Below are 22,023 nucleotides of genomic sequence, written 5' to 3'. Positions count from 1 at the left end.
GGACAGAACCCCAGTACAGCAGGGGATCTGAGCATCAACGAGTAGCAACGCCCAGAGAGTGCTGAGACAGCGGTTGTTGGGGGCGCGAGTCCCCTCGTCGGCTCTTCGACCAGGGCAGGTGCTCCAGAAGCGCTCAACTCTGGGGCGGCCGGTGTGGTTGGGGTCGGCCCTGGTCGCAGCGACCGTACGACGTCACGATCGCGGGCTATGTGATCGTCGCGTCCCACCACGCGAGCACACGGGTGCCGTAGAACGTGAGCCACTTGGACGGCTCGCCAGGCGGCACGTCGACCTCGAACCACACCCGCCCGGGGTAGCGGCGGTCCTGGAGCCAAGTGCCGTCGGAGCTGCGCGCGGCACGGATCACCTCGATCGCGTCGACCAGCCGGGGATCGGGCGCGGTGCCGTCGTGCAGCGCCGCTGCCCGGAAGTAGTCCGCAGCCTTGAGCACGCTGTAGGACCAGCGGAACGGGTACGCGAACTGTGTTGCCCACGGCCCGACGAGTTCGGTCGTGGACAAGGTGCGTAGCAGTCGACGCTCGAGCAGGTACTCCTCACCGCCTTGCCTGGCCGCGCGCAGCGCGTCGCTGCCCCCGGTCGCAGCTTCGTAGTACAACATTCCCTTGAGGGAGTTGAGGGTGGAATGGAACGAGGAGCGCGTCGAGCCCTCGACCCACTCGCAGTTCCAGCCGCCGTCGGCCATGCGGTGGTCGAGGAACCATTGGGCGATTCCCGAGACATCCGCCCCAAGCCACGCGCCATTGGCAAGCGTGTATGCGTTGATGCAGCAGTCGACCTCACCGCCCCAGTACGGCAGATCGTCGTACTCCCAGCGGCTGTTCATGGCGAGCAGGTCGGCCGTGCCGGCAAGCACGGCGGCATCGAGACCCCAGTCGCGGAGCGAGTTGAGCGTCCAGGTCGTTGCGGTCCACGGCTGGCCCCCACCCTCGGCCGCCTCGGGGCCGTGGAAATCAAAGTCCTTCGGGAAGTACGAGCCGCCCGCCCATTGGCCGTCGGGATCCTGCAGCGCGAGCAGTCGCGCACCGAAACCCTCTGTCGCGATGCGGGCCCGGGTCGCGCCCCACACCTCGCGCGGTGCGCCCACAAGGTCGCGCTCGACCTGCCAGCGCAGGGCTGGGTCGGAGTCGACCAACCAGTTGAGCAGTGCGGGATCGAGGGCCATCCTCGACAGGCTACCGGGCCAGAGCACCGCGGTTTCAGTGACGCCGCGCTCGCCCTTCGGGTTCAGACGGCGCGCAGTCACAAGTTGAACTACGAAGCCTTCACGCGGAAGCTGACAAGGTCGCGCGGCGCGGTTGAACTTTGCCGTCATACCTGGTCAGGTGTGCATGACGCGACGCGCGGCCAGCGATGGGCACGCTCGTCAAGGTATAACCCTGGATCGAAGACGATCGGCGGTTGTCGCCCTCGGCGCGCGTGGGTGCGCGCCTCAGCTCACCGCCTGCTTCACGAGCGCGCCGATCCGGGCCTCGACCTCGGCCGTCACTTCGGTCAGGGCGAAACCGGCCGCCCACATGGTGCCCTCGTCCAGCTTCGCCTGGTCGCTGAAGCCGAGCGTCGCGTAGCGCGCCTTGAACTTCTCCGCGCTCTGGAAGAAGCAGACGATCTTGCCGTTCAGCGCGTAGGCGGGCATCCCGTACCAGAGCTTCGGCGCTAGGACCGGGGCGCTGGTTGTGATGACGGCATGGACGCGCTCGGCCATGATCCGGTCCGAGCCCTGCATCTCAGCGATCTTGGTGAGCACTTCCTGCTCCGCCTCCGCCGCCTTGGCCGCACGCGAGCCGCGGCGCGCGGCTGTCTTGAGATCCTGGGCGTGGTCCTTCATCGCGGCCCGCTCCTCGGCCGTGAATCCCTCGTGCTTGTTGGTGCTGCTCATGGCAGATGTCTCCTTGCGGATGTGATGTGACGCGAGCTCGGGTGCGTGGGTGGCGATCTACCATGCCACGGCGCCGGTGCGCTGCGCGCGCCCAGCGCACCGGTGAACTGGCCGCGGAAGCGAACCTGGAATTCGCCGCTGAGGTGCCGTGCGGCACTTTGTACTACCGCAGCCTGCTGTCAAACCGCCCTATCGACGAGAACGCGGTCGATGGATTGCTGGACATGTTCATAGCCGCGTACGCAACGCCAACTAATCGACCAATGGCGACCTGACCGGCCATGGCCTACCAGTGGGGGACCATCGTCGGCTTCCATCCCTGACGCAGAGAAGTGCCCTACCTGCAAAGGCGTTCGCTTCGCGGGTTCAGTGTCTGGGCCCGTAGTCGCGAGGTGAGCCGAGCTGCTCGCGCCGGCTCGGCGGCTGCTTGCCGTTCACGTCACGGAAGCCGTATTGCAGGGCCGCTTCCGCCCCGATGACCACCTCTCCCGTTCGCAGGATGAGGTCCGGGTCCTCGTACAGCGCCGCCACAACGCGGCCGGTGAAGGTCGGCGTCTCTGACGTCCTCGCCCGGTCTTGGCCATCCGGCAGGTCAGGTTTTATCAGCTCCGCACGCTCGGTCCTGGTCGGTCCGGGCCAGACCGAGACGACGGCGACACCGTACTCCCGGAAGTCCTGAGCCATATCCCAGGCCATCTTGTCCAGGCCCGCCTTCGTGGCGCCGTAGGCGGGATCGAGGTGGTACGACACGGCACCGTAGTACGAGATGTTCACGACGAGTGCCCGCTCGCTGCGCAGCAGCAACGGTGCGGCCAGGTGGGTCGCCACGTAGGCGGATCGGAGACCGACGGTGATCTGATCGGCCGCACCTAGGCTCTTCGTCCAGAACGGAGGCGGCTGCAAGGCGTCCGGAGAAACGATCGAGGCGTTGTTGACCAAGAGGTCGAGGTGCCCCTGCTCGGTCGCCACCTGCGCGAAGAGGTCAGCCACCTGCTGGTCGTCCGAGTGGTCGCAGGCGACCGCGATTCCTCGTCCCCCTGCCGCCGTGATCTCCTCGGCGGTCTGATGGATCGTGCCCGGGAGGGCGTGCGAGCCGGCTGCTGCGGTCCGGCCCGTCACGTAGACGGTCGCACCGCGGCGCCCCAGCTCGACGGCGATCCCTTTGCCGACCCCTCTGCTGCTGCCGGTGACGACAGCGACGGCGCCGTGCAGCGTCCCCGCGGTGTGCGCGGCTGCGGACCCATTCCTCTGCTGTGCCGCGCTCATGGACGGCTTCCCGTGAGGCGTGCTCGCCACTGGACGGTCTGCTCGGTGCTCGCCTCGGCGAGGGCTATCCGGGCAGCAGCGGCGTCGAGATCAGTGGTGTAGACCGGCGTCCCCGGCTGCTGCCGCCAGGACTCGTCGAGACCGCCGGCGTCGATGGCGTCGAAGCCCAACTGGTCGACCAGTTGAATCACTCTGGCTTTCACCGTGGCGTCGTCACCCGCCACAGGCAGGGCGATCCGGCCGGGCGCACCCGCGGGTTTGCCTGCGCTCAGCAGCCGAGCCGCGGTGATGTTGTTGAAGGCCTTCACCACGTGCCGGCCGAACTGCTTCTCCGTCCAACGGCTCTCGAGCTCACCCTGCTCGAGCTGCTCGATCTCGGCGTCGCGAAGCCCTGGCACATAGTTCCCGGTGTCCACCACCGCGGCGCTCTGCGGCAAAGCGTCGAAGACGCCGGCCGGGAAGTCGAGCTTCGCCCGCTGCGGAACCGCGACGATGAGGACGTCGGCGCCGTTGGCCACCTCGGCGAGCGCAACTGCGCGCGCACCGGTCTCCGCAGCCAGATCGGTCAGCGTCTCCGGACCGCGAGAGTTCGCAATGCGGAGCTGGTGCCCGAGCGCCGCGAGCCGTCGGGTGAGGGCGCCTCCGACGTTGCCGGTACCGATGATGGCGATGTTCACGAGTGGCTCCTCTTGGCCGTGGCGGTCGCCGATCGCAGCACCGGGTCGCCGACGTACTGCGAGTCCGGTGGGTAGAGGTCGTACAGGTACGGCTGGTCGCGCTGCAGGTCACACGGCTCGACGCGGAGGTTGCCCGGTCCGCGACTGATCAGCAACGTCGGATCCGACGCCAGCATGGGCGGATAGCCCAGTGCACCGAGCCGATCCTTCTCGGCGGCGTGGTCCTCGACCCAGTAGCCGAGGTGGTGCAGCCAGCCCGTCTCCGGCACCGCGAGCGGGGTTCCCGGGATGCCCTGCCACACCTCGACGGCGAAAGGACCGCCGAGCGAGAACGTCACCTGGCAGTCGACGTCGTACGACTGCCCGTGCTCGTCCTTGATTGTCATCGACCGGGTCACCAGTGGTCGCCAGGTGAGGTCGAAGAGTTGTCCCATCTCGGTCAGGCCCTGCTCGAGGTCGGGAACTGCCAGGCCGACGTGCCAGATCATGCTCACCACTCCAGATATGTGGACAGTGTGTCCGGTTTGCCGCCAACCATACGGACGCAGTGTCCACTTATCAACTATGCTGGGTTCATGGCCACGACGACGGCAAAGCCACTGCGCGTTGACGCCCAGCGCAACTACGACGCCCTGCTGGCGGCGGGCGAGACAGTGTTCGCCAAAGCCGGCACCGACGCGCCCTTCGACGATGTCGCCCAGGAGGCAGGTGTCGGCCGCGCGACCTTGTACCGGCACTTCCCCACCCGGGAGCACCTGTTCGTCGCGATCATGCGCGACCGCGTCGACCACTTGGACGCACGAGCGCGTGAACTGCTCGAGGGCACCGACCCATTGCAGAGCCTGACCCAATGGCTGCGCCTCTACGACGGCATCGCGGCGAAGTACCGCGGCATGAGCGCACGGGTGGCTGACGGTCTGGCCGACAACGAATCACCGGTGGCCGCGGCATGCGCGCCGATGAAGGAGAGCTTCGCGGAATTGTTCGAGCGTGCCCAGCGCGACGGTGTGATCCGGACGGACGTCACCGCGCTCCAGGTACTCACCCTCATCGGTGCCCTGCCGAAGGATCAAAGGACCGGCAAGACCATCCGTCCGTACCTCGACATCGTCCTAGCCGGCCTGAAGGCTTGAGCAGGATCGCGGCTAGACGCGGACCGAGGGGCCTCGCGCCTGGCTGGCGCGAGCCCCTCGGTGCGTGGTGCGTGGGCTAACGGGTGGCGAGCGGGGCGCTTGCTGTGCCGCCGCGGGTGGACTGGACGAGGACGCTGGTCACCTGGCGGGTCGGGCCGGGCTTTTGGCGCAGGGTCCAGTTGCCGAGGGTGTCGACCTGTGCCGTTCCGAGTTTCGTGACCGCTCGACCGGGAGTGACGTCGTACAGCACGACCGAGGTCGGGGGCGTTCGCACGCCGGCAGCGCCACCGATCAGAGACGTGCCGTCGATGCGTAGCTCGGTGTTGAGCCGGTGTCTTGCTCCTGCGGCGATGGTCACCGCATCGTTCTGGACGGTCAGCTCGATGCTCGTCGGGGCGCTCTGTGTCCCGTCCGAACCCGTGACGACAAGCTGGATCTGCGAAGGGCCGGTGGGGGCTACCGCCGCGGCGGGTGCGGTATCCGTGGTCTTGGCGAAGTAGGGCGCGGTGACGGTCGGCTTGGCGGTGGTGTCACCGGTGATGGTCACCGGCGTACCGCCGACCTGGGTCCACTTGTAGCTCACCGCGTAAGTGGAGGCACTGCCGTCCAAGGTGGTGCTGGCGCCGCGTATGAGGGTGGTCTGCGCCGCGGTCGCAGTCGCGACCGGACCAGCTGCAGGGTCGCCGCCGACTACGACGGGGGGCGTGTCGGGACCGGGCGTCACGGGCGGCTGGCCAAGAGGTGAAGGCCCTCCTCCAGTCACAGCGACCGCGGCCGAGGTGGCACCTGCGGCCGACTTGACCGTCACATTTGCAGGAGGTGCGCTGATGGGGAACGAGACCGGGTCGGCGGACGGCAAGGTGCCCACGCCCACGACGTCGAGCGGGTAGGACGACGGCCCGGATACGTCTGCTGCGACGGTGAGCTCCGCGCCGTCGTAGTACGCCTTGGTGATGGTGATGCCGGTCGGCTTCTGGACGTCGACGACGCTGGTGCTCACCGGCTTGTCGGACAGGTTGCGGACCGTCACGGTGTCGGGCGCGACGCCGTCCAGCTTGATCCGCGCGTAGAAGCGGTTCGAGCCCTGGTCATTCAGCATCGGGGTCGTTGAGAAGGTGCTCCCCGCGCCGACGACCTCCAGTTGCGAGCCACCGCTGCTGGCGAAGACGTCCAGCATGTCGCCGTTCACCGCAGCGTTGTCAGCGCGTACGCCGTGGTTGGTGGAGATCTTTCCGTGAACGGTGAACTGATTGGTCGCGACGTTGATACCTCCGCCCGTCACGGAGAAGTTGTTGTAGTTCAAGGGGCTCCCGACCACCGCGTGCTCCTGCCCCGGGTCACCAAGATAGCCCTGGGGTGCGGCCGGAGCCACGGCTGGATCCCACTTGAGGAACGGGCCGAAGTTGCCTCTCAGTGCGACGGTGAAGTTGCCGATCGATGGTGAGATGTCCTCCACCAGCTTGCCGGAACCGCTTGCGTCCGTGTCGATCGTCAGTTCCCCGAAGGGATGCTTGAAGGTCATGGTCTGGCCGGCGGGAGCACCCCGGACAACGACGCGGGTGCGGGCGAAGACGACCTGATCACCCGGCACCGGGTCGTTGTTGGCGAAGGCCCCCTCGAGCCCGAGGGTGAGGACGGCCCGGCCACCGCCTGGCAGGTCCAGGGTCGAACTGACCAGCTGGTAGAAGAACTCCGCGGGAAAGTTGTCAGGGAACGAGATCGGACGCGTCTCGTCCGGGATGTCCCCGGGCAGGAAGCCGCACAGCGGGTTGTCTCCGTCCAGACAGGGCTCCAGGCGGAGCCCGGTCTTGTCCTCGTACCAGGCCGGGAAGCCGTTCTCGGTGTTGACCGGGCCGGCGGCGACCAAGCCGCCGACGTTCCTGACGGTGACGCGTGTGGCGGCCAGGGCACTGCTCCCGGCCACCACTGTTAGCGCCGCGCTGACGAACAACGCGACGAATGTCCTCAGTCTTCTCATTAGGCACTCTCCCCAGAGTGAGCAATCGGTTCCCCCCCCGCGCCGTTGCCGTGCGGAGTTGTGCAACAGTCACGCTCCCTGAGGACAGCGCACCCGAACTAGCCGAGGATTAACTGAGTCGAAACACCCAATTCGCGGGGTACGACGGAGAGGCGCCCGTCAACCCGCACTCGCGCGCGCGAACGCGACCGGTCGCGTTCGCGCGCGCAGTGATCCGGCGACACGGGCCGATTGGGCGTGCGGACCAGGCGAGGTACACGCTGGCAGGTGTCGGGTACCGAAGGAAGTGATGGAGATGAAGGGCAGAACCTGGCTAGTTGCCGTGTTGGTTGCCGTCGTAGTTGTGGTCATTGTCGTACTGATCTTCAACGGCGGCGGCGGCGGTGGAGGGGGTAGCGGCGGCTACTGACAACGGGCCCTGTCTCCGGGCTGCTGCGGAGTCCAGGCGGCCGCCGCGCAGCGCCACGACTCCGCTGACCAGTACGAGGTTGGTGAGGAGGACGGCCGCGCTGCCGTACTCCACCCCGCGTTCGTCGACCGCGAGTGTCGAGCGCAATGCCTGGCAGGTCGCGGCGCAGTCGGAGTGATCACTGACGTTCGCTGCGCCGGATTGGTGGGAGTGTGTCGAGTCGGTCCGCTCCAACTGCTTGGACTGCAAGTAGTAGTCGTAGGTCGAGCTCGCAACGATCTCTGCGATGCCGACCACGCTGCCGGCGACCACGATCAGCAGCGCCGCAGCGAGCACCGTCCGTGCTTTGCGCAGTACCGGGCCGTAGCGGCGGTGCGCGACCGCGAGCGCGCGCAGTACGGCGACAAAGAAGACCGGCAGCATGATCGTCGAGTCACGTAGCCAGCTGACCACCGGCTCCCGGGTCCGCTGGATCGCGCCGACCGCGCCCTGCAAGGCGGTCATCAAGAACCCGTCGGCGTAGGCCATCGTGATGGCCAGTGCCGCCACGGTCAGCCAGGGCACCGCACGCCGACCCGGGAAGGCAGCGAAGTACCTCACGGCGTGATCTCCCAGCCGAACATCATCGCGTGGTCCTCGTGCGCCAGGTTGTGGCAGTGCGCCACGTACGGACCGACGAAGTCGCGGAATCCTCGGTAGACGATCACCGACTCACTCGGGTCCAGGGCGACCAGGTCTTCCCTGGACACGTCGTCGGGATGCCCGGTCGATCCACCCGTCACGTCCTTGCCGTTGCGCATGACGGTGCGGTGCTCCTCCATGTGCAGGTGGAACGGGTGGACCCAACCACCGCCGCCGTTGCGGATCTCCCACAGGTTGAAGCTGCCCTTCTTCTGCTGGGCCAGCGGCGACTTGCCCGCCGGGTTCTTCAGGCTCGTCGCCACGGCGGCGGGATCGAAGGGCTTGCCGTTGATGAGCCACTCGGTTTCACCGCCGACGCTGCCGCGATTGACCTCGAAGACCAGCCGGTTGTCCATCAGGTTCCGCCAGTTGCCCGGCAGCGGCGGAAGGCCCCGAAGCGCGGTCGGGATCTGGCTGTCGTCGGGTGCGTTGTCGCCGATCACGATCTTGAGCATCGGCACCATGTACTGCGGGTCGGGCAGGAAGCGCGACGAGTTCGCCCACATCCGCCCGTCGGGCATCCTCATCACGTTGGTCAGGTAGATCACGTCGCCCTTGGTCGTCGGCGTGCCGTCCTGGTAGCGGGTGAAGTCCACGATCATCTCCCGCCGCTTGGCGGGCCACAGCTCGAAGGAGTCCCGCTTGAAAGGCAGCGGGACGAGTCCGCCGTCGGCTGCGATCTCGAGGAACTGCATGCATTGCTGCCCGTCGGGGATGCGGTACTGACCTTGAAGCTCGGTACCGGTCAGGCCGAGCTCGACCGCCGATTTCGGGCCCTGCGTCGAGCTCATCAGCTTGAGCTCATAGACCCGGGAGACCGAGGCGTCGAGGAACCGCAGGCGGTACTTGCGCCGCTTCACCTCCAGGACGGGGAAGGCGGTGCCGTTCACCGCGAAGATGTCGCCCACGAAGCCGTGGTTGGGGAAGTGCTTGAAGAAGGTCTTGCCCCACCACTCCGGATGCTTGGCCGGGTTCTTGGCGTCCGGGAAGTCGCCCTGCGTGTCATGAATGTCCTTGTGGACCGTGACCCCGTCGTCGAGCCGGAAGTCCGACAACACCAGCGGGATGTCGTAGTCGACGTCGAAGCTCCCGTCCGGGTTGTCGGTCCGTACGCCGGGCAGCCGGTAGCCGCGCCGCTCGTCGCCCATGTCCAGGCCGTTCTTCGGGTCGTAGATCGGGTAGATCCCGACCATGCCCTTGTAGACGTTCGAGCCGGTGTGATCCATCCGGTGGTCGTGGAACCAGAAGAAGGTCTGCTTCTCTCGGTCGTCACCGCCCGCGGGCCAGTTCAGGTACAGGTTGTCCACCCACATGCCCGGCAGATAGCCGTGGCGCTTCGGCCCGTATCTCATCGAGTAGTGCGGGTTGCCGTCACTCTCCGGTGCAGTGTGGCCGTTGTGCAGGTGCGTCAGGAACGACCAGTCAGGCGAGCCGAAGTCCTGCCGGTCCAGGCCGAGCGGGTTCTCGTCGAGCCGGTTCACGAACCGCACGATCACCGGCTTGCCGTACTCCGCGTTGATCCGCGGCCCCGGGAACGTCCCGTTGAATCCGTAGATCGTGCTCGGCGGCAGCGTGCGTTGGGTGCCGGCGGGATAGGAGTGGCCGGATGCGTCGAAGGACACGGTCGGCTGCCCCGCCGCGTCGATCGGCAACACCTGCGACGAGGTGAACGAATGGGTCCGCAGCAAGACGTCGATCTTGTAGACGATCGGGTCCTGATAGCCGAGCTGGGTCGGCCAGATCTGGTGCCGGTCGTTGCGCAACGAGTTCTGCTGGTCGTAGCCCGGACCCGGCGGCTGCGACCACCCGGTGTACTCGGCGTACGGCTCGGGTGCCATCGCCTTCGGGATCTGCAGTTCGTCACTGAAGGGCGAGACGATCAGCGGGCTGGTCGGAAAGGCCTCGATGTAGATCTTGTCGGCAAACGCGATCGACGCGCCTTCGAAGACCCCGTTGGGGCTGAGCAGACCGCGCTGCGCCAACGCCGGTACTACGAGGGTTCGCCCGGCCTCCAAGCCTGCTGCGGCGAGTCCCACCGCTCCCAGCCTCAAGATGGCGCGTCGGGACATGCCGCCGTTGTCGGCAGATTCGTCAGACATGATGAAGTTCACTTCCCCCTGGTCGGCGCGCCCGCTCCCTGTTGGTCCCCACCACGCGGGCAATACATCGCCTATCCAGTCAGGATCAGGCCTGAGGCGCCCGCGCGGCACCTGCCAATTGGGGGGTTCACATACCAAATTCAGGGGGCTAGCGCACGGTGCCAAGCGAGGCTGAGGATGCCGGGACCATGACGGCGTGCGCGCTTCTGCGGCCACTCAAATTGGGCGTGTGACAGTCGTCGTCGGCGCTCGTAGCCTGAAGAACAAGGGGAATCGGGGGAGGGCCTGCTCAAGGTCTCGGTTCCACCACGTGCCATTGGGGGAAACCATGAACGACCGATCCGACCATGCCCGCATGTTGAGCCGACTGCCTCGCGCAGGGTCGCCAGACGCAGAGTTGTTGCGATCGGTGATACCCAGGCCTGACGATGTCCCGCACTCGATGGCGGCGTACCTCTGGTCCACAGCGCGGTTGCGGCTCACGACGGTGTTCGACCTGATCGACCGCGCGGCTCCCGTGGCGATGCGGTTGTCGCTCACTCTCGTCTTCATCTGGTTCGGCGTGCTGAAGATCCTCGGTAGCTCGCCCGTCGCGGACCTGGTCAGCGCGACACTGCCATGGGCCGATCCGCACGTCGTCGTCCCCGTGCTCGGAGGGCTGGAGGCTGTCCTCGGTATGGCGCTGCTGCTCGGCCGGGCGCAACGAGCAGTGCTCCTGATCCTGTCAGCGCACCTGTCTGGGACCTTCTTGACCTTCATCATGGCGCCGCGCCTCACGATGCAGCACGGGAATCCTCTGCTGCTCACCGCGGACGGCGAGTTCGTGGTCAAGAACCTGGTGCTGATCAGTGCTGCTCTGCTGCTGACTTCCCGACTCACCTTGGCCGCGAGGGCCCGCAGTACCGTCTAGCTTCCGCGCCTCGCCCACGAATGCTCATGTCCTCATTGGGGTATGAAGAGCCGACGCCGATCCAGCGGCAAGCGATCCCGCCGCTTACCTCTGACGTCACGATGAGCGCATGAGTCACACGCTCCGACGTCGGCGAGCGCAGAAGATCGCGCTCGCCATTCGCGAGCTTGTCGAGCCACGATGTAGATCGGCCCACGCGCGCAGCCTCGGGGGAGTACATGCGGGCGCCCTAAGCGGGGACCAGGTCACCTTGTCGTTCCAGGCCCCCTCTCGGTGTTTCAGCGGAAGGCGGGGGGACCGCCCTGGAGCGCCCGGCATGCGGCATCGTCGTCGGCGAAGAAGTTCGGAACTAGGTTCTCGGCGTCGTAGTAGCGGTGGAAGACCGGGGTCTGCGAGCCGGACATCGGCGGCACGATCCAGCTCCAATCGGCAGGGCAGCGGCGGCCTGCTCGCTCCTCTCGTTCCAGGTGGATGAGGAACCTGCGGGACTCGGTGTGATGGTCGGTGATGCTCACGCCGTTCACACCGAACGAGTGGAGTACCGCACGGTTGATCTCGACCAGGGCCCGGTCTCGCCACAGGGTTGCCTCGTCCGAGGTGTCGAGCCCCATCCGCTCCGCAACTTCGGGGACCAGGGCGTAGCGATCGCTGTCGCCCAAGTTGCGGGCCCCGATCTCCGTGCCCATGTACCAACCGTTGAAGGGTGCCGCCGGATAGGAGACACCGCCGATGACCAGCCGGCTGTTGCTGATCACCGGGACCGCGTGCCACCGCAGGCCCAAGTCGGCGAACCAGGCCAGCTCGGGGTGCTCGAGTGGGACCTCGTGTACCGCTTGTGCGGGGAGCTGGAAGATCCGCGGTCCCTCCTCGATGGTCTCCACGACGAGTGGGAGCACGTCGAAGGCTCCCGGGAGTTCGGGCGGCCGCCACCCGCGCTGGATGAGTTCGCTGGTGAAAGCCCGGTAGCGGGGGTCCCCGAGGACACGCCCGTCCGGCTGGTCGTACCCGGCGTACCGGATCAGTTGCTCGTTCCAGATCCTCGGGGCTGGCCTGGTCGGAGTCTCGGGAGCGAACACGCTGATCATCGGCCGGATCTTCCCGCCGTTGTGGGCCACTCGCAGATGGTCGAAGCAGTGCCGGGCGACGTCGCCGGCGGCGGAGACAGTCCTCAGATCGCGCACCTGCAGGCTGCGCCAATACAGCCGTCCGATGCACCGTGCGTTGTTGCGCCAGGCGACGCGGGCGCCGAAACTCAGCTCCTCAGCAGTGTGCCAGTAGGTCCCGGTCAGGTCGATCTCGCGCATCACCGCGGCGATCCGCGGCCCTATCCGCCCGGCACGGGGGTTCTCGGCATGAAAGAGCTCGAGGAACTCCTTGGCCGCGGCCCGAACCATCTCGAGGTCGGCGCTCCCGGCACTTGGTTCGGAATCGGGCCGGCTCACCGGCTGGTCGGGCGGCTTCACCGGGTGGTCGGGCCTCGCCCGGACCCGCCCGGGACCTGATGACGCCCGCCGGCCGGCCCGTGGGGACTTGCGCCACGGCCTGTCGCCGACCTGGAGCAGCTGTTCTCCGGCGTGGACCGCGACGAGCTGGCGGGCACAGACCCGAACGACCAGGAAGAGGATTGCCAGGCTCAGTACGACGACTGCAGGGCGGCTGGTCGGCACGTTCCAACCAAGTTCGACCGCGCCGACGGCGGTACCGGGCACGGCAAGTCCGACGACTGCGAGCGGGAGAATCACCATCCGGCGATGCTGTGTCGCTGGTTGGTACGCCGGGACGCTCCGGGTAGGGCAGGTCGGCTGTGAATCGCTCATGTGGTGCCTGGACAACACGATGCGCCGACGGCCGAGAGGGCTCCCGCCCTGTCCGCGTGTGTCCGGACGGGTCTCAGAAGAGTTCGCACCGATCAGTCCGAGCCCGGAGATCCCGGACCGTTCCCGTTCTGGAAACGGGTCTGCCAGTCCCTGGAGTTGTCGAACAAGGGGTCGTTCTGGTGGGGCGCCGCGAAATCCGACCCGCCGGACAGACTCGTGCTCCCGAGGTGCTCGACCTCGGTGGCGAACGAGTTCACGATCGACTGCATCTGCGCCTGGGCCGTCTGTGCGTACGAACGAACCTGCTGCCCAGCCGTGTCCATTGCCTCCGCGACAATCCTGCGCTCGTGTGCGCGCGCCTGGCCGATGCGCTCGCGGGCGTCCCGGCTGACGTCCTGGACCATCTCCTCGACCACGAGCTGTGCTTGGCTGAACATTTGGACGACCTGTTCGTTCACGCGGTCGCCTGCCTGCTCGTAGTGGTCCAGCTCCGCCTGCACGCGCTGCAGCTCCGCCCGCCCGCGCTGGAGCTCGGTCTGGAGACGTTCGTTCTTGGCCCGGCTCTCCCTGAGTTCCCTCTCCGTGGCCTGCACCTGATCAGCCAGCAGACCGAGGTACCCGTAGACCTTGCCCGCGTCGAGGCCACGCATCCGCCGCTGGAACGTCTCGTTCCGGATCGACTGGGGTGTCTGATGCGGAGAGTCGTGGCGGTGGTTGTTGATCATCAGTTGTTGTCTCCTGACCTGGTAGCGCCGGCCCGACGGTGTGCTCGCCCGCGGCTGCGTAGTAGAAGTGCTCGTACTTGATGTGCTCGGGGTGCATGCCGGCGGCGGCCAATTGCTCCAGCGTGTGCGCGACCATCCGTGGGCCGCCGCACACCATCGCCGTGCGCCCGTACAGCAACTGGCGGGCTGCGACCGTGCCCACCTTCCCGCGCGTCCCGGGATAGGACGGGTCGTCGGACACGACCTCCGTGTAGTCGAACCATGGCCGTTTCTGGGCCAGGTCTCGCAACCGCGGGCGGTCGTACAGGTGCCAGGGCATCCGTACGCCGTGGAGCAGATGGACACCAGGTCCGGTGCCCGACCGCTGCCACTCGTGGTCGATCTGTTCGAGGACGGCGAGGAGCGGAGCGAGACCGGTTCCCCCGGCGACCAACAGCAACTCCCTCGCGTCGCCTTCCCGCCGGGTCAGCCGCTCGCCGACCGGCGCCCCCAGCTTCACGATGTCGCCGGCCTTCAAAGCCCGCACCATCGTCGGGCTCACCTGGCCACCGTCGATCTGTTGCACATGCAGATCAATGGAGCCGTCCGGACGCGGGGCGTTGGCCGGGCTGAAGTACCGCCACAGCCGGGGGCGTTGCGGGATCTCCAGAGACACCGACTGGCCGGGGAGGAACTGGAACGCGCGCCTGGGGCGGACCGTGAGAAGGGTGAGGTCCATGGTCCGCCGCTCGGCAGAGACCACGTCGGCGTCCCACCAGTCAGGGCTGGACTCCGAGGACGTCTCCGCCGCCTCGACCATGATCCGCGCGACCACCTGATAGGCCGCGGTCCAGTCCGCGGCGAGTTCCTCGTCCCACTCGGACCCCAGGAAGTGCATCAGGGTTGCGCACAGTGAGGCGCCGACCGCGTTGTAGTGCTCCGCGACGACGGCGTACTTGCGGTGGTCGCGGCCGAGGTGTTGGAGGAAGGCCGCGTCCTTCTCGATCTGATCGGCGTGGCTGACGATCCTGCCGAGTGCACCGACGAACTTGTCCCGCTGGTTCGACATGGAGAGTGGGAACATCGACCGCACCTCGGGATGGGACACGAAGAGGTGCGAGTAGAAGTACAGCGGTACCTGTTCTCCGTGTTTCGAGACCTGGTCCCAGCTTTGTTGCAGGGCGTATGCATCCATCGGGCTTCGCTATCCGGCTCGGAAAGGCAGCTCCTCGAGGGAAACGGACGGCCCATCAGTGGGCACCATGTGCTCCCGGTTGTCGGCAGCTCGAGCCGACGGGTACTGCGTTGACAAGGGTTCCCTCCCAGTCCAGACCCCGAGTCTTTTCCAGTCTTCCGTCTTTCTCCCGCCGCCCAAACCTACCCTCGGGCCAGCGGGTTGAAACCGGTGGTCGGACTCAATTGTCTCGAAATCTTGGCGGGCTCACCGGGCCGCGTCTTGCCGCCGCTAACGACGATCCGGCACGACGACATCGCTAGGCGACTTGCCGGTGACGAACGACGGCGTAGTGCAGGCGAACGGAGCCGCCGGTGTCGGTGTGTACCGAGAGCAACTGCAATCGGGTCGGAGCCTCGCCTACGGCGAGCGGTGGCCCGTCCATCACCGACGGTGTGCCGAGTCCGCCGATGAGGGCAGGAGCCAGTGTCAGGTGGAGTTCGTCGATCAGGCCTGCCCGCAACATCGCACCGTTGAGGCCGCCGCCCGCGGTCGACAGCACGCAACGGATGCCGAGTTCGGTGCCCAGCGCGGCGATCCCTCGCGCCAGGTCGACGCGCTCCTCCCCGACGACGAGATAACAGATGCCTTCCCGGCGGAGATAGCCGAGATAGTCGGCCGGGGTCGACCGCGCGACCAGGACCAGCGCGTCCCAGTTCGGATGTTTCTCGGTCCAGCGCACTCGTCCGCGGCTGTCGACGACGGTGAACCACATGTGCGGCGGAGAAGGTTGTCCTGTGATGTCCGGTGGGAGGAAATGCTGGTAGAGCCCGGCGGTGTCACCGTCATAGGTGGGCAGTTGTTCCGGAGTCTCGTCCTCGGCGACCAGGCTGCCGCTGCCCTCCAGGATCGCGTTGCAGCCGTACTGCTGTCTGAGCACCTCGATGATGTCGATCGGCACCGGATCGGCGGCGGGCGGCGTCATCGATTCCCACAGAAACGAACTTGGTTGGTGCATCAGGAGCGCGTCTCGGGTGAGAGCGACCTTCCCGTCGACACTGGCTCCCATGCTGACCACCACGCGCGGTCGCTTCTGCATCACAGCCCCCTTTGGCTCGCTGGACGGCGGACACCAGATCTACCAGCGGCCACCGACAACGCGCGCCGGCCCGCTGGGTACAGATGGGCGCGGCTCTGGCCTGCCCCTCTCGAGGGAGTCGCAGCAGGCGATTCCCGGCCCCGGATGCCTTCCCCCCGGCGCCACGGGCTGGGAACCGCTCGCATGGTCCGAGGTTGCTGCCGTGCAGTGACCGTGGTGGGTCAGCGGGTGTTGGTGGCCTGATTGCGCCGCAACTGGTCTGTGGTGGTGTTGATGCCGGCGATCTGCCCCGCTAGGACAGGGTTGCTTTCCTCGAGCTTCGGCCCGGCTTCTGCCAGCGGTGCGAGCAGCGTCGTGGAGTCCTCGTCGCCGAGCGCGTGATGAATCCTGTCTACGCTCGTCTGGGTCGCTTCGTCCAGGTCATCCAGTGCGGTGACCTGCGCGGCTAGCCGGCGCAGGGTGGCTGCGTTGCTGTGCGCCCATCGGGCTACGGCCCGGTCGCCGGCCCGCCGGGCGCGGGCTGCCTGGACTCGCTGTTCACCGGTCATTCCGCTTGGGTCTGCGGCGTGGGAGTTGAGCCGTAGATAGCGACTCTCGGCGGCCTGTCGGCTCGCGACACCCAGCGCGGGGGCGATCGCGGCCCAGCTGGCGCCACGGCTCCTGGCTGCGCCGATCAGTAGCGGCTCCCACGCCGCGAGCCGGTCCTGGACTGCCCGCAGCCGGGCCAGTGCCGCAAGCAGGTCCGCCGAACCGGCAGGGTCCGACGATGGTTCCGGCTGGCTGGGGTCGTCGTCTGGTTCCCGGGCGATCTGGCGGACGGCTTCTTCCACGGCCGCGACGGCGGCAGATGCCGGGGTCCATGGACTACCGGTCGTGTCAGTGGCAGTCACTGGTCACCTCCTTCAACATCAATCCAGAATGTCAGCGATCCGCTGACAAAGACCACTTGTCAGCGATCCGCTGACATGTTAGAACGGGAGTGCGTATTGACACCACAAGATTGATCCCTTCAGGAGGTGGAAAGACGATGTTGATGCGCACCGACCCCTTCCGTGAACTGGACCGGATCACCCAGCAGTTGTTCAGCAGCCAGACCCCGGGAACGTGGTCGCGGCCGAGCCCGATGGACGCCTACCGTCAAGGCGACCAGTACGTCGTGGCGTTCGACCTGCCCGGGATCTCCCCCGACGCGATCGATCTGGACGTGGAGCGCAACGTGCTCACGGTGAAGGCCGAGCGGCGCCCGCTGGAGCTCGGTGACGGAGTTGAGATGCAGGTCGCCGAACGTCCGCTGGGGGTGTTCTCCCGGCAACTATTCCTGGGCGACACTCTGGACGCCGACCACATCGAAGCCAGCTACGAGGCTGGCGTGCTGACACTGAAGATCCCGGTCGCCGAACAGGCCAAGCCGCGCAAGATCGCGATCGCGGACACCGACGGCGACCGCAAGCAGATCGACGCCTGACCGGGAGCGCCGAAAGCCGCCCGGCGGGGACACGTTGTCGATGGGGTGAGATCGATGACTGCCAACGAGCAGCAGACACTCGACGTGGCCGAGGTCTTCGCCGACCTCATCCTCGGCGATGACGATTGGGTGCGGGCTGAGTTCGACGCCCTGATCGCCGCCTGCTGGGACGCGCCGTCGAAACCACCCCGCCGCAAGGACAGCCCACCCGCCGGCGGCTGGTCGCGGCAGCCACCCGACAGGTTGCCCGGCTGCCCCGGGACACCGCTCGTCACGGCGGTGGTCAGCCAGCGGCCGCAGACCCGGGAACGTGGTCCTCCGGCTCTGGGCGTAATGACGACGACCCTGAACAACAGGCTCTTTCCCTGTCCCTGTCTGTACGAAGGGTCTGAGAGGGGGTGAGCAGATCACCTGACGACGAGAACCATGACCCGGTGATGCGGCCGCCCGCCGCACACACCCTCGACCCGCGGCGATTACTCTCCGCCGCCAGTCCTTCCAGGACGACACCACCGCGGGCCGCCGCATCACCCCGGTCCAGCCCCATCGGGCCGGCGTGACTGCTTTCAGTGGAGGTGAGCGCGATGACCGATCGAGCCACTCAACGACCGGTAGCTGTGCGGTGGCTGCCCACCGACCCGTTCGCCCACCTCGATGACATCCACCGCCGGATGAACCAGCTCATGCACCACCTCACCACCAACCCCACAACAGCAGCGTGGACGGCACCGGCGGTCGACATCGAGGAAACCGATGAAGAGTTCGTGATCGACATCGATCTGCCCGGCGCCACCGAACGCGACGTGTACCTCGAATGGAACCACCGCGCACTCACCGTGCACGGCCAGCTCCCGTCCCGCGAGCACACCGGAGTGCTTCACCAGCGCGCCCGTCACCCTGGACCGCTCCACCACACAATCGATCTTCCCGCGCCGGTGCTGGGCGACAAGGTCACCGCGACCCTGACCCACGGCGTCCTCACCATCCACGCCCCCAAAACCGTGCCCGGAGCCGCCCACCGCATCCACATCATCGACCCCGACGCCCCGAACGGACGACTGCCATGACCGCGGCAGCCGTCCCCGACCCGTACCTCGTCCTCGGTGTCACCGCCGAAGCCTCCGACGACGACCTCGACCTCGCCTTCCGTCGCCTGATTCGCCAACTCCATCCCGACACCCGCCCACCAGCAGCGCCCGATCCCGACACCGACCAGCGCTTGCAGGACCTCCTCACCGCCCACGCCACCTTGCGCGATCCCATCCAGCGCGCCACCTATGACCGCACCCGCCGCGAACAGACCATCAGGCCGGACGTGGCCACGCCACGACCGCGCGTCGCTTCGCCACCACTAACCCCCGACCTGCGGGCCGGACCCGTGCACTGGGCGCCGCTACCCAACCCCACCCTGGACGGACCCGCTGCCGCGGCCCGCGGGGGCCAGCCGAAAGAGACCCGCCATGGCACCCCCGAGGATTGAGACATCCCCGTCTCTGACGCCACGGTCGGCGCCCACCTCGCGGCCGCGCCCGAGTGGGGAACGGCCGCGCGAGGCAGCTTCGACTATCTCTAGGAAATCCATCAGCCGACCCTGGTAGTCAATGGCAACAACGACATCGTCGTCGCCACCGTCAACTCGTACATCCTCCAGCAGAACCTGCCAGACGCCGAGCTGATCCTCTTCCCGGACTCCAACCGCGGATCGCTTTTTCAATTCAAGGAGTCGTTCATCGAGTACCTGACCGACTTCGTCGATCGCTAGGCCGGACAGCCGTAGTTCGTGGTGATGCCTTTCGGCAGGGGGGCCGTGGAGGGCTGGGTGTGGTGCGGCCCTGACCAAGAGTGGGGACCTGGGACAGGTAGTCGGGGCCTTGAACACGTTATTTCGTGTCCGCGGTCCCTGTTTGGTGTTCAAGGTCACCACTTCGTGACCGCTGCGCGCCACCGAGTCGGGTGCTGATCAATGGCGGCGTACCTTCAGCGGCAACCTGATCGAAACCGGCAGCGCCTCCCACCGGCTCAGCCAAGCCCTCACCTAACCATGCTCACGGACGCCGCGGGGTCGACCGGCCCGCTCGCTGCTGACGAGACCCCGAGAGGCCACGTCGGTGTGGTGAACCACCTTGAGCCGAATCTAGTGCATGCTGAGGGCAACAACCGTCGTCAGTAGGAGGCCGAGGCACATGGCGCAGCGCACGCAGGTCTATCTCACCGACGACCTGGACGGCACCAACATCCCGGCCGGCAAGGGTGAGACGGTCACGTTCGCTCTGGACGGCAAGACCTATGAGATCGATCTGACGAGTAAGCACGGCACCGCTCTCCGCAAGGTCCTCGCGCCGTACATCGAGGCCGGCCGGGCGGTCAGGACGCGTCGCGGGGTTCGCGTCACGCGTACCCAGGTCGGAGCGGATGTCAGAACCATCAAGGAATGGGCCCGCGCCAACGGCTTCCAGGTCAACGATCGCGGCCGCATTCCCAACGACATCCGAGAGGCCTTCGACGCCGCGAACTAGTTGACGCCGGCGCCCGACTCAACGCGAGCACAGCCGGTGGACGGTAGTTCGGGCGTCCGCTGGCGAGAGGCCAGTCAAAGAATCAACTGACCCCTCACCGAGGCGACCTCAGGTACGGCGTACTGCGAGCCCGTCGATCTGGTGCGACAAGTAGGGGCTCCGGACGGTCAACTGAACCGTGCCGGACAAGAACGTAGCCGGTGTGGGCAGCGGGATGATGGCCTGGTACTCCGTGGTCGCCTTGTTGAGGTTCACGGTCCCCACAGACTTACCGCCGTAGTAGACCTGCAGGGTTCCGCAGTTGCCGCACTTGGTGGCGATCAGGAACAACCGCTTCGCCTGGACGGTACGGGTCAGGGACACGCCGGTGACGTTCGAACTCGTCACCGTGCCCAAGTAGTAGACCCCGTTGGCCGCCCGGCTCCATTTGCCTACTGCTGTCATGGCGCGGTCGTCCAGCGGTCGCGAGAAGCAGCGCTCGGCGGTCCACCCGGACACTGTGCCGAAGACGTCCCGCGCCCGCACCGACACGCAGTACTCGTTGCCTGCCGCAACATTCAGAGTGATCGACGTGGCCTTGGTGGCGGTCGCGGCGGTCACGTAGGAGCCGAAGTTCGCCAGGTAGGTGGCGGTCCGGTAGCGGACGTCGTAAGTGCCGACCCCGCTGGAATCTGTCGCCTTGTAGCCGATCGTCGCGGTCGCGGCCTTGGTGACGTCGAAGGCCGGGCTGGTGATCTGCACGCTCGGCGCAGTGGCGTCGACAGTCAGATGCCGCGTGGCGACGGTCGCCCGGCCGCCGGGCTCGACGGCCCGGACCTGGACGACATGCGTCCCCGCGCTCACTCCGGCCTTCTGGTACGGCGAGGTGCACGGGGTCGCGGGGCCACCGTCGAGCTGACAGGTGATCACCGGACTCGCCATGCCGGTCGTGTCGAACGGAATGCTGAGGGTCGGGCCGACGATCGTCGCGGTCGGCTTGATCCAGACCTGCGGGCCGAGCCAGGCGGCCGTCCCCATCGTCTCGTCCCAGGGCCGGCTGAACACCAGGGTGCCCGCACCGGGCTGTCCGTCCGCGCCGACGGGCAGCACGTTCAGGGTGTTGCCGCCGAAGCGGACGTACCGATTGAGTAGCAGCTTCGTGCCGTCGGCCGACCAGGTCAGCGAGGCGACGAGCTGTGTGCTGGTTTCACCCAGCCGCGGTGTCCCACCGGCGATCGGAATCACCGCGGGCGCGTTGCTGTCGACATACGCGATCCACCGGCCGTCGGGCGAGACCGTCGGGCGGACCGCCGCATCGGTGCCCGCGAAGCTGCTGAGGACTGCGCCGTTCGCCTTGGCCTGGATCCGTTCCAGCTTGCCCTGGAACTGCTCCTTCACGACCAGCGTCTGGTTGTCCGGTAGCCAGGTCGGGTAGGCGATGTTGCAGCCGACCTGGACCGGCGTTCCGCCGGCGGCGGGGATGATCTCGATACAGGACCGGCTGTCCGGCTGGAGCCGCTCGACGGCGATCCGCGTCCCGTCCGGTGACCAGGCCATCCGGACGATGCCGGTCGACCCGTCGAGGAGCTTCACTGGCTCTGCCCGGGGAATGTCGATCCGGATCCGCCACAGCGCCGCCTGGCCCACGGAGAAGGCGATCTCGCGGCCGTCGGGCGAGGGGGCGAACTCGCTGCCGACGCTCGAGGTGGGTCCGTCGGCAGCCAGCGGCACGACCTGACTGCCGTTCGGCTCCCCGACCTGGCCGAGGAAGGTCTTGGTGGGGCTGTTGGCAGGGCGGATCGTGTGCGCGAGTCCGATCACCTCGCGGGTCGGCGCGGGAGCGACCGGCGTACTGGCGGCGCCCTCGCCGTCGGCGTTCACCGCGGCCACGGCGTACGTCGCACCGGGGATCCGGTCCGGATCCTGCCAGGCGAACCCGGAACTCGTGGCCGGGTACGTCCACGGAAAGGTGGTCTCGACGCCGTCGAGGACCCGATGGATGACGTACCCCGTCACGTCGTTCGAGGTGGTCGCGTCTGCCGGTGGGCTCCAGGTGACGTCCACCCCGGTGAACGTACCCACCACCTTGACTTCCGAGGGCACCGACGGAACGGCGGCCGCGGCCGCGCCACCGGCCGTGGCGGGCAGGGTCGTGGCGAGGCCGACGGCAACGGCCGCGGACAGGGCTACGGACCGCAGGAACGTGCGCAAGGGAACTC

At 67.3% G+C, this 22,023-nt stretch carries 22 protein-coding genes; 8 read left to right on the top strand and 14 right to left on the bottom strand.

Going from position 1 to position 22,023, the window contains the following annotated elements; genetic code table 11:
* Positions 1-205: 205 nt before the first annotated feature.
* Together ABD210_RS29355 and ABD210_RS29350 are read right to left on the bottom strand one after the other, a co-directional pair.
* Entirely contained in the window at positions 206-1,183 is a 978-nt protein-coding gene (locus ABD210_RS29355; protein WP_344115855.1) for a squalene cyclase, read from the bottom strand.
* A gap of 267 nt (positions 1,184-1,450) precedes the next feature.
* Positions 1,451-1,897 (bottom strand): iron chaperone, encoded by a 447-nt coding sequence (locus ABD210_RS29350; RefSeq protein ID WP_344115853.1) that lies wholly within the window; start codon positions 1,895-1,897, stop codon positions 1,451-1,453.
* 5 nt (positions 1,898-1,902) lie between these two features.
* Here ABD210_RS29350 and ABD210_RS32570 point away from each other — a divergent pair, with 5 nt between their 5' ends.
* Positions 1,903-2,172 (top strand): TetR-like C-terminal domain-containing protein, encoded by a 270-nt coding sequence (locus tag ABD210_RS32570; protein WP_425552760.1) that lies wholly within the window; start codon positions 1,903-1,905, stop codon positions 2,170-2,172.
* A 91-nt stretch (positions 2,173-2,263) separates the two neighbouring features.
* Here the strand turns inward: ABD210_RS32570 and ABD210_RS29345 are convergent, their stop codons facing one another.
* Genes ABD210_RS29345 through ABD210_RS29335 form a run of 3 tightly spaced genes read right to left on the bottom strand, consistent with a single transcriptional unit; the run spans position 2,264 to position 4,328 of the window.
* Positions 2,264-3,163 carry an SDR family NAD(P)-dependent oxidoreductase gene (locus ABD210_RS29345; RefSeq protein ID WP_344115851.1) on the bottom strand — a complete coding sequence of 300 codons (900 nt, stop codon included), beginning with the start codon at positions 3,161-3,163 and terminating at the stop codon, positions 2,264-2,266.
* Positions 3,160-3,840 carry an NADPH-dependent F420 reductase gene (locus ABD210_RS29340; protein WP_344115849.1) on the bottom strand — a complete coding sequence of 227 codons (681 nt, stop codon included), beginning with the start codon at positions 3,838-3,840 and terminating at the stop codon, positions 3,160-3,162. The genes ABD210_RS29345 and ABD210_RS29340 overlap by 4 nt, the downstream gene beginning before the upstream one ends.
* A complete protein-coding gene (locus tag ABD210_RS29335) occupies positions 3,837-4,328 on the bottom strand; it encodes a VOC family protein (RefSeq protein WP_344115847.1) in 492 nt (163 codons plus the stop codon). The genes ABD210_RS29340 and ABD210_RS29335 overlap by 4 nt, the downstream gene beginning before the upstream one ends.
* Before the next feature lie 87 nt (positions 4,329-4,415).
* On the opposite strand from ABD210_RS29335, the gene ABD210_RS29330 reads away from it, so the two are divergent.
* Positions 4,416-4,973 carry a TetR/AcrR family transcriptional regulator gene (locus tag ABD210_RS29330; protein ID WP_344115845.1) on the top strand — a complete coding sequence of 186 codons (558 nt, stop codon included), beginning with the start codon at positions 4,416-4,418 and terminating at the stop codon, positions 4,971-4,973.
* Between the two features lie 76 nt (positions 4,974-5,049).
* Here ABD210_RS29330 and ABD210_RS29325 read toward each other — a convergent pair whose 3' ends face one another.
* The 3 genes from ABD210_RS29325 to ABD210_RS29315 all read right to left on the bottom strand — a co-directional run bounded on the left by ABD210_RS29325 (position 5,050) and on the right by ABD210_RS29315 (position 10,140).
* Complete coding sequence (locus ABD210_RS29325) at positions 5,050-6,951, bottom strand: hypothetical protein (protein ID WP_344115843.1); 1,902 nt, start codon at positions 6,949-6,951, stop codon at positions 5,050-5,052.
* A 313-nt stretch (positions 6,952-7,264) separates the two neighbouring features.
* The gene (locus tag ABD210_RS29320) at positions 7,265-7,960 is read right to left on the bottom strand and encodes a hypothetical protein (protein ID WP_344115842.1); all 696 of its coding nucleotides are present in this window, start codon (positions 7,958-7,960) and stop codon (positions 7,265-7,267) included.
* Entirely contained in the window at positions 7,957-10,140 is a 2,184-nt protein-coding gene (locus ABD210_RS29315; protein WP_344115840.1) for a multicopper oxidase family protein, read from the bottom strand. Before ABD210_RS29315 ends, ABD210_RS29320 begins: the two co-directional genes overlap by 4 nt.
* A gap of 409 nt (positions 10,141-10,549) precedes the next feature.
* Between ABD210_RS29315 and ABD210_RS29310 the strand changes: the two genes are divergently transcribed.
* Positions 10,550-11,050 carry a hypothetical protein gene (locus tag ABD210_RS29310; protein ID WP_344115838.1) on the top strand — a complete coding sequence of 167 codons (501 nt, stop codon included), beginning with the start codon at positions 10,550-10,552 and terminating at the stop codon, positions 11,048-11,050.
* Between the two features lie 278 nt (positions 11,051-11,328).
* On the opposite strand, the gene ABD210_RS29305 is transcribed toward ABD210_RS29310, so the two are convergent.
* The 5 genes from ABD210_RS29305 to ABD210_RS29285 form a co-directional block, all read right to left on the bottom strand.
* Positions 11,329-12,795, bottom strand: coding sequence for a nitric oxide synthase oxygenase (locus tag ABD210_RS29305; RefSeq protein ID WP_344115836.1), 1,467 nt, complete (start codon positions 12,793-12,795; stop codon positions 11,329-11,331).
* A gap of 164 nt (positions 12,796-12,959) precedes the next feature.
* Entirely contained in the window at positions 12,960-13,517 is a 558-nt protein-coding gene (locus ABD210_RS29300) for a DivIVA domain-containing protein (RefSeq protein WP_344115835.1), read from the bottom strand.
* The gene (locus ABD210_RS29295) at positions 13,465-14,766 is read right to left on the bottom strand and encodes a globin domain-containing protein (RefSeq protein ID WP_344115833.1); all 1,302 of its coding nucleotides are present in this window, start codon (positions 14,764-14,766) and stop codon (positions 13,465-13,467) included. The genes ABD210_RS29300 and ABD210_RS29295 overlap by 53 nt, the downstream gene beginning before the upstream one ends.
* A 298-nt stretch (positions 14,767-15,064) precedes the next feature.
* A complete protein-coding gene (locus ABD210_RS29290) occupies positions 15,065-15,844 on the bottom strand; it encodes a RibD family protein (protein WP_344115831.1) in 780 nt (259 codons plus the stop codon).
* A gap of 221 nt (positions 15,845-16,065) precedes the next feature.
* Positions 16,066-16,734 (bottom strand): hypothetical protein, encoded by a 669-nt coding sequence (locus tag ABD210_RS29285; RefSeq protein ID WP_344115830.1) that lies wholly within the window; start codon positions 16,732-16,734, stop codon positions 16,066-16,068.
* A gap of 137 nt (positions 16,735-16,871) precedes the next feature.
* Between ABD210_RS29285 and ABD210_RS29280 the strand changes: the two genes are divergently transcribed.
* The 5 genes from ABD210_RS29280 (at position 16,872) to ABD210_RS29260 (ending at position 19,825) form a co-directional block, all read left to right on the top strand.
* Positions 16,872-17,309, top strand: a complete 438-nt coding sequence (locus ABD210_RS29280) for an Hsp20/alpha crystallin family protein (RefSeq protein ID WP_344115828.1) — start codon at positions 16,872-16,874, stop codon at positions 17,307-17,309.
* A 54-nt stretch (positions 17,310-17,363) separates the two neighbouring features.
* On the top strand, positions 17,364-17,711 hold the full coding sequence (locus ABD210_RS29275; RefSeq protein WP_344115826.1) for a hypothetical protein: 348 nt from the start codon (positions 17,364-17,366) through the stop codon (positions 17,709-17,711).
* 182 nt (positions 17,712-17,893) lie between these two features.
* The gene (locus tag ABD210_RS29270; protein ID WP_344115824.1) at positions 17,894-18,376 is read left to right on the top strand and encodes an Hsp20/alpha crystallin family protein; all 483 of its coding nucleotides are present in this window, start codon (positions 17,894-17,896) and stop codon (positions 18,374-18,376) included.
* Complete coding sequence (locus tag ABD210_RS29265) at positions 18,373-18,789, top strand: J domain-containing protein (RefSeq protein ID WP_344115822.1); 417 nt, start codon at positions 18,373-18,375, stop codon at positions 18,787-18,789. Before ABD210_RS29270 ends, ABD210_RS29265 begins: the two co-directional genes overlap by 4 nt.
* Before the next feature lie 703 nt (positions 18,790-19,492).
* Positions 19,493-19,825, top strand: a complete 333-nt coding sequence (locus ABD210_RS29260) for a histone-like nucleoid-structuring protein Lsr2 (RefSeq protein WP_344115820.1) — start codon at positions 19,493-19,495, stop codon at positions 19,823-19,825.
* A gap of 108 nt (positions 19,826-19,933) precedes the next feature.
* Here ABD210_RS29260 and ABD210_RS29255 read toward each other — a convergent pair whose 3' ends face one another.
* Positions 19,934-22,015, bottom strand: coding sequence for a hypothetical protein (locus tag ABD210_RS29255; protein WP_344115818.1), 2,082 nt, complete (start codon positions 22,013-22,015; stop codon positions 19,934-19,936).
* Positions 22,016-22,023 lie beyond the last annotated feature (8 nt).

The organism is Kribbella alba (genome assembly GCF_039529635.1).
Classification (GTDB): Bacteria; Actinomycetota; Actinomycetes; order Propionibacteriales; family Kribbellaceae; genus Kribbella; species Kribbella alba.
Note: the sequence above shows the minus strand (reverse complement) of the source record. Positions and strands in the feature narration are given on the sequence as shown.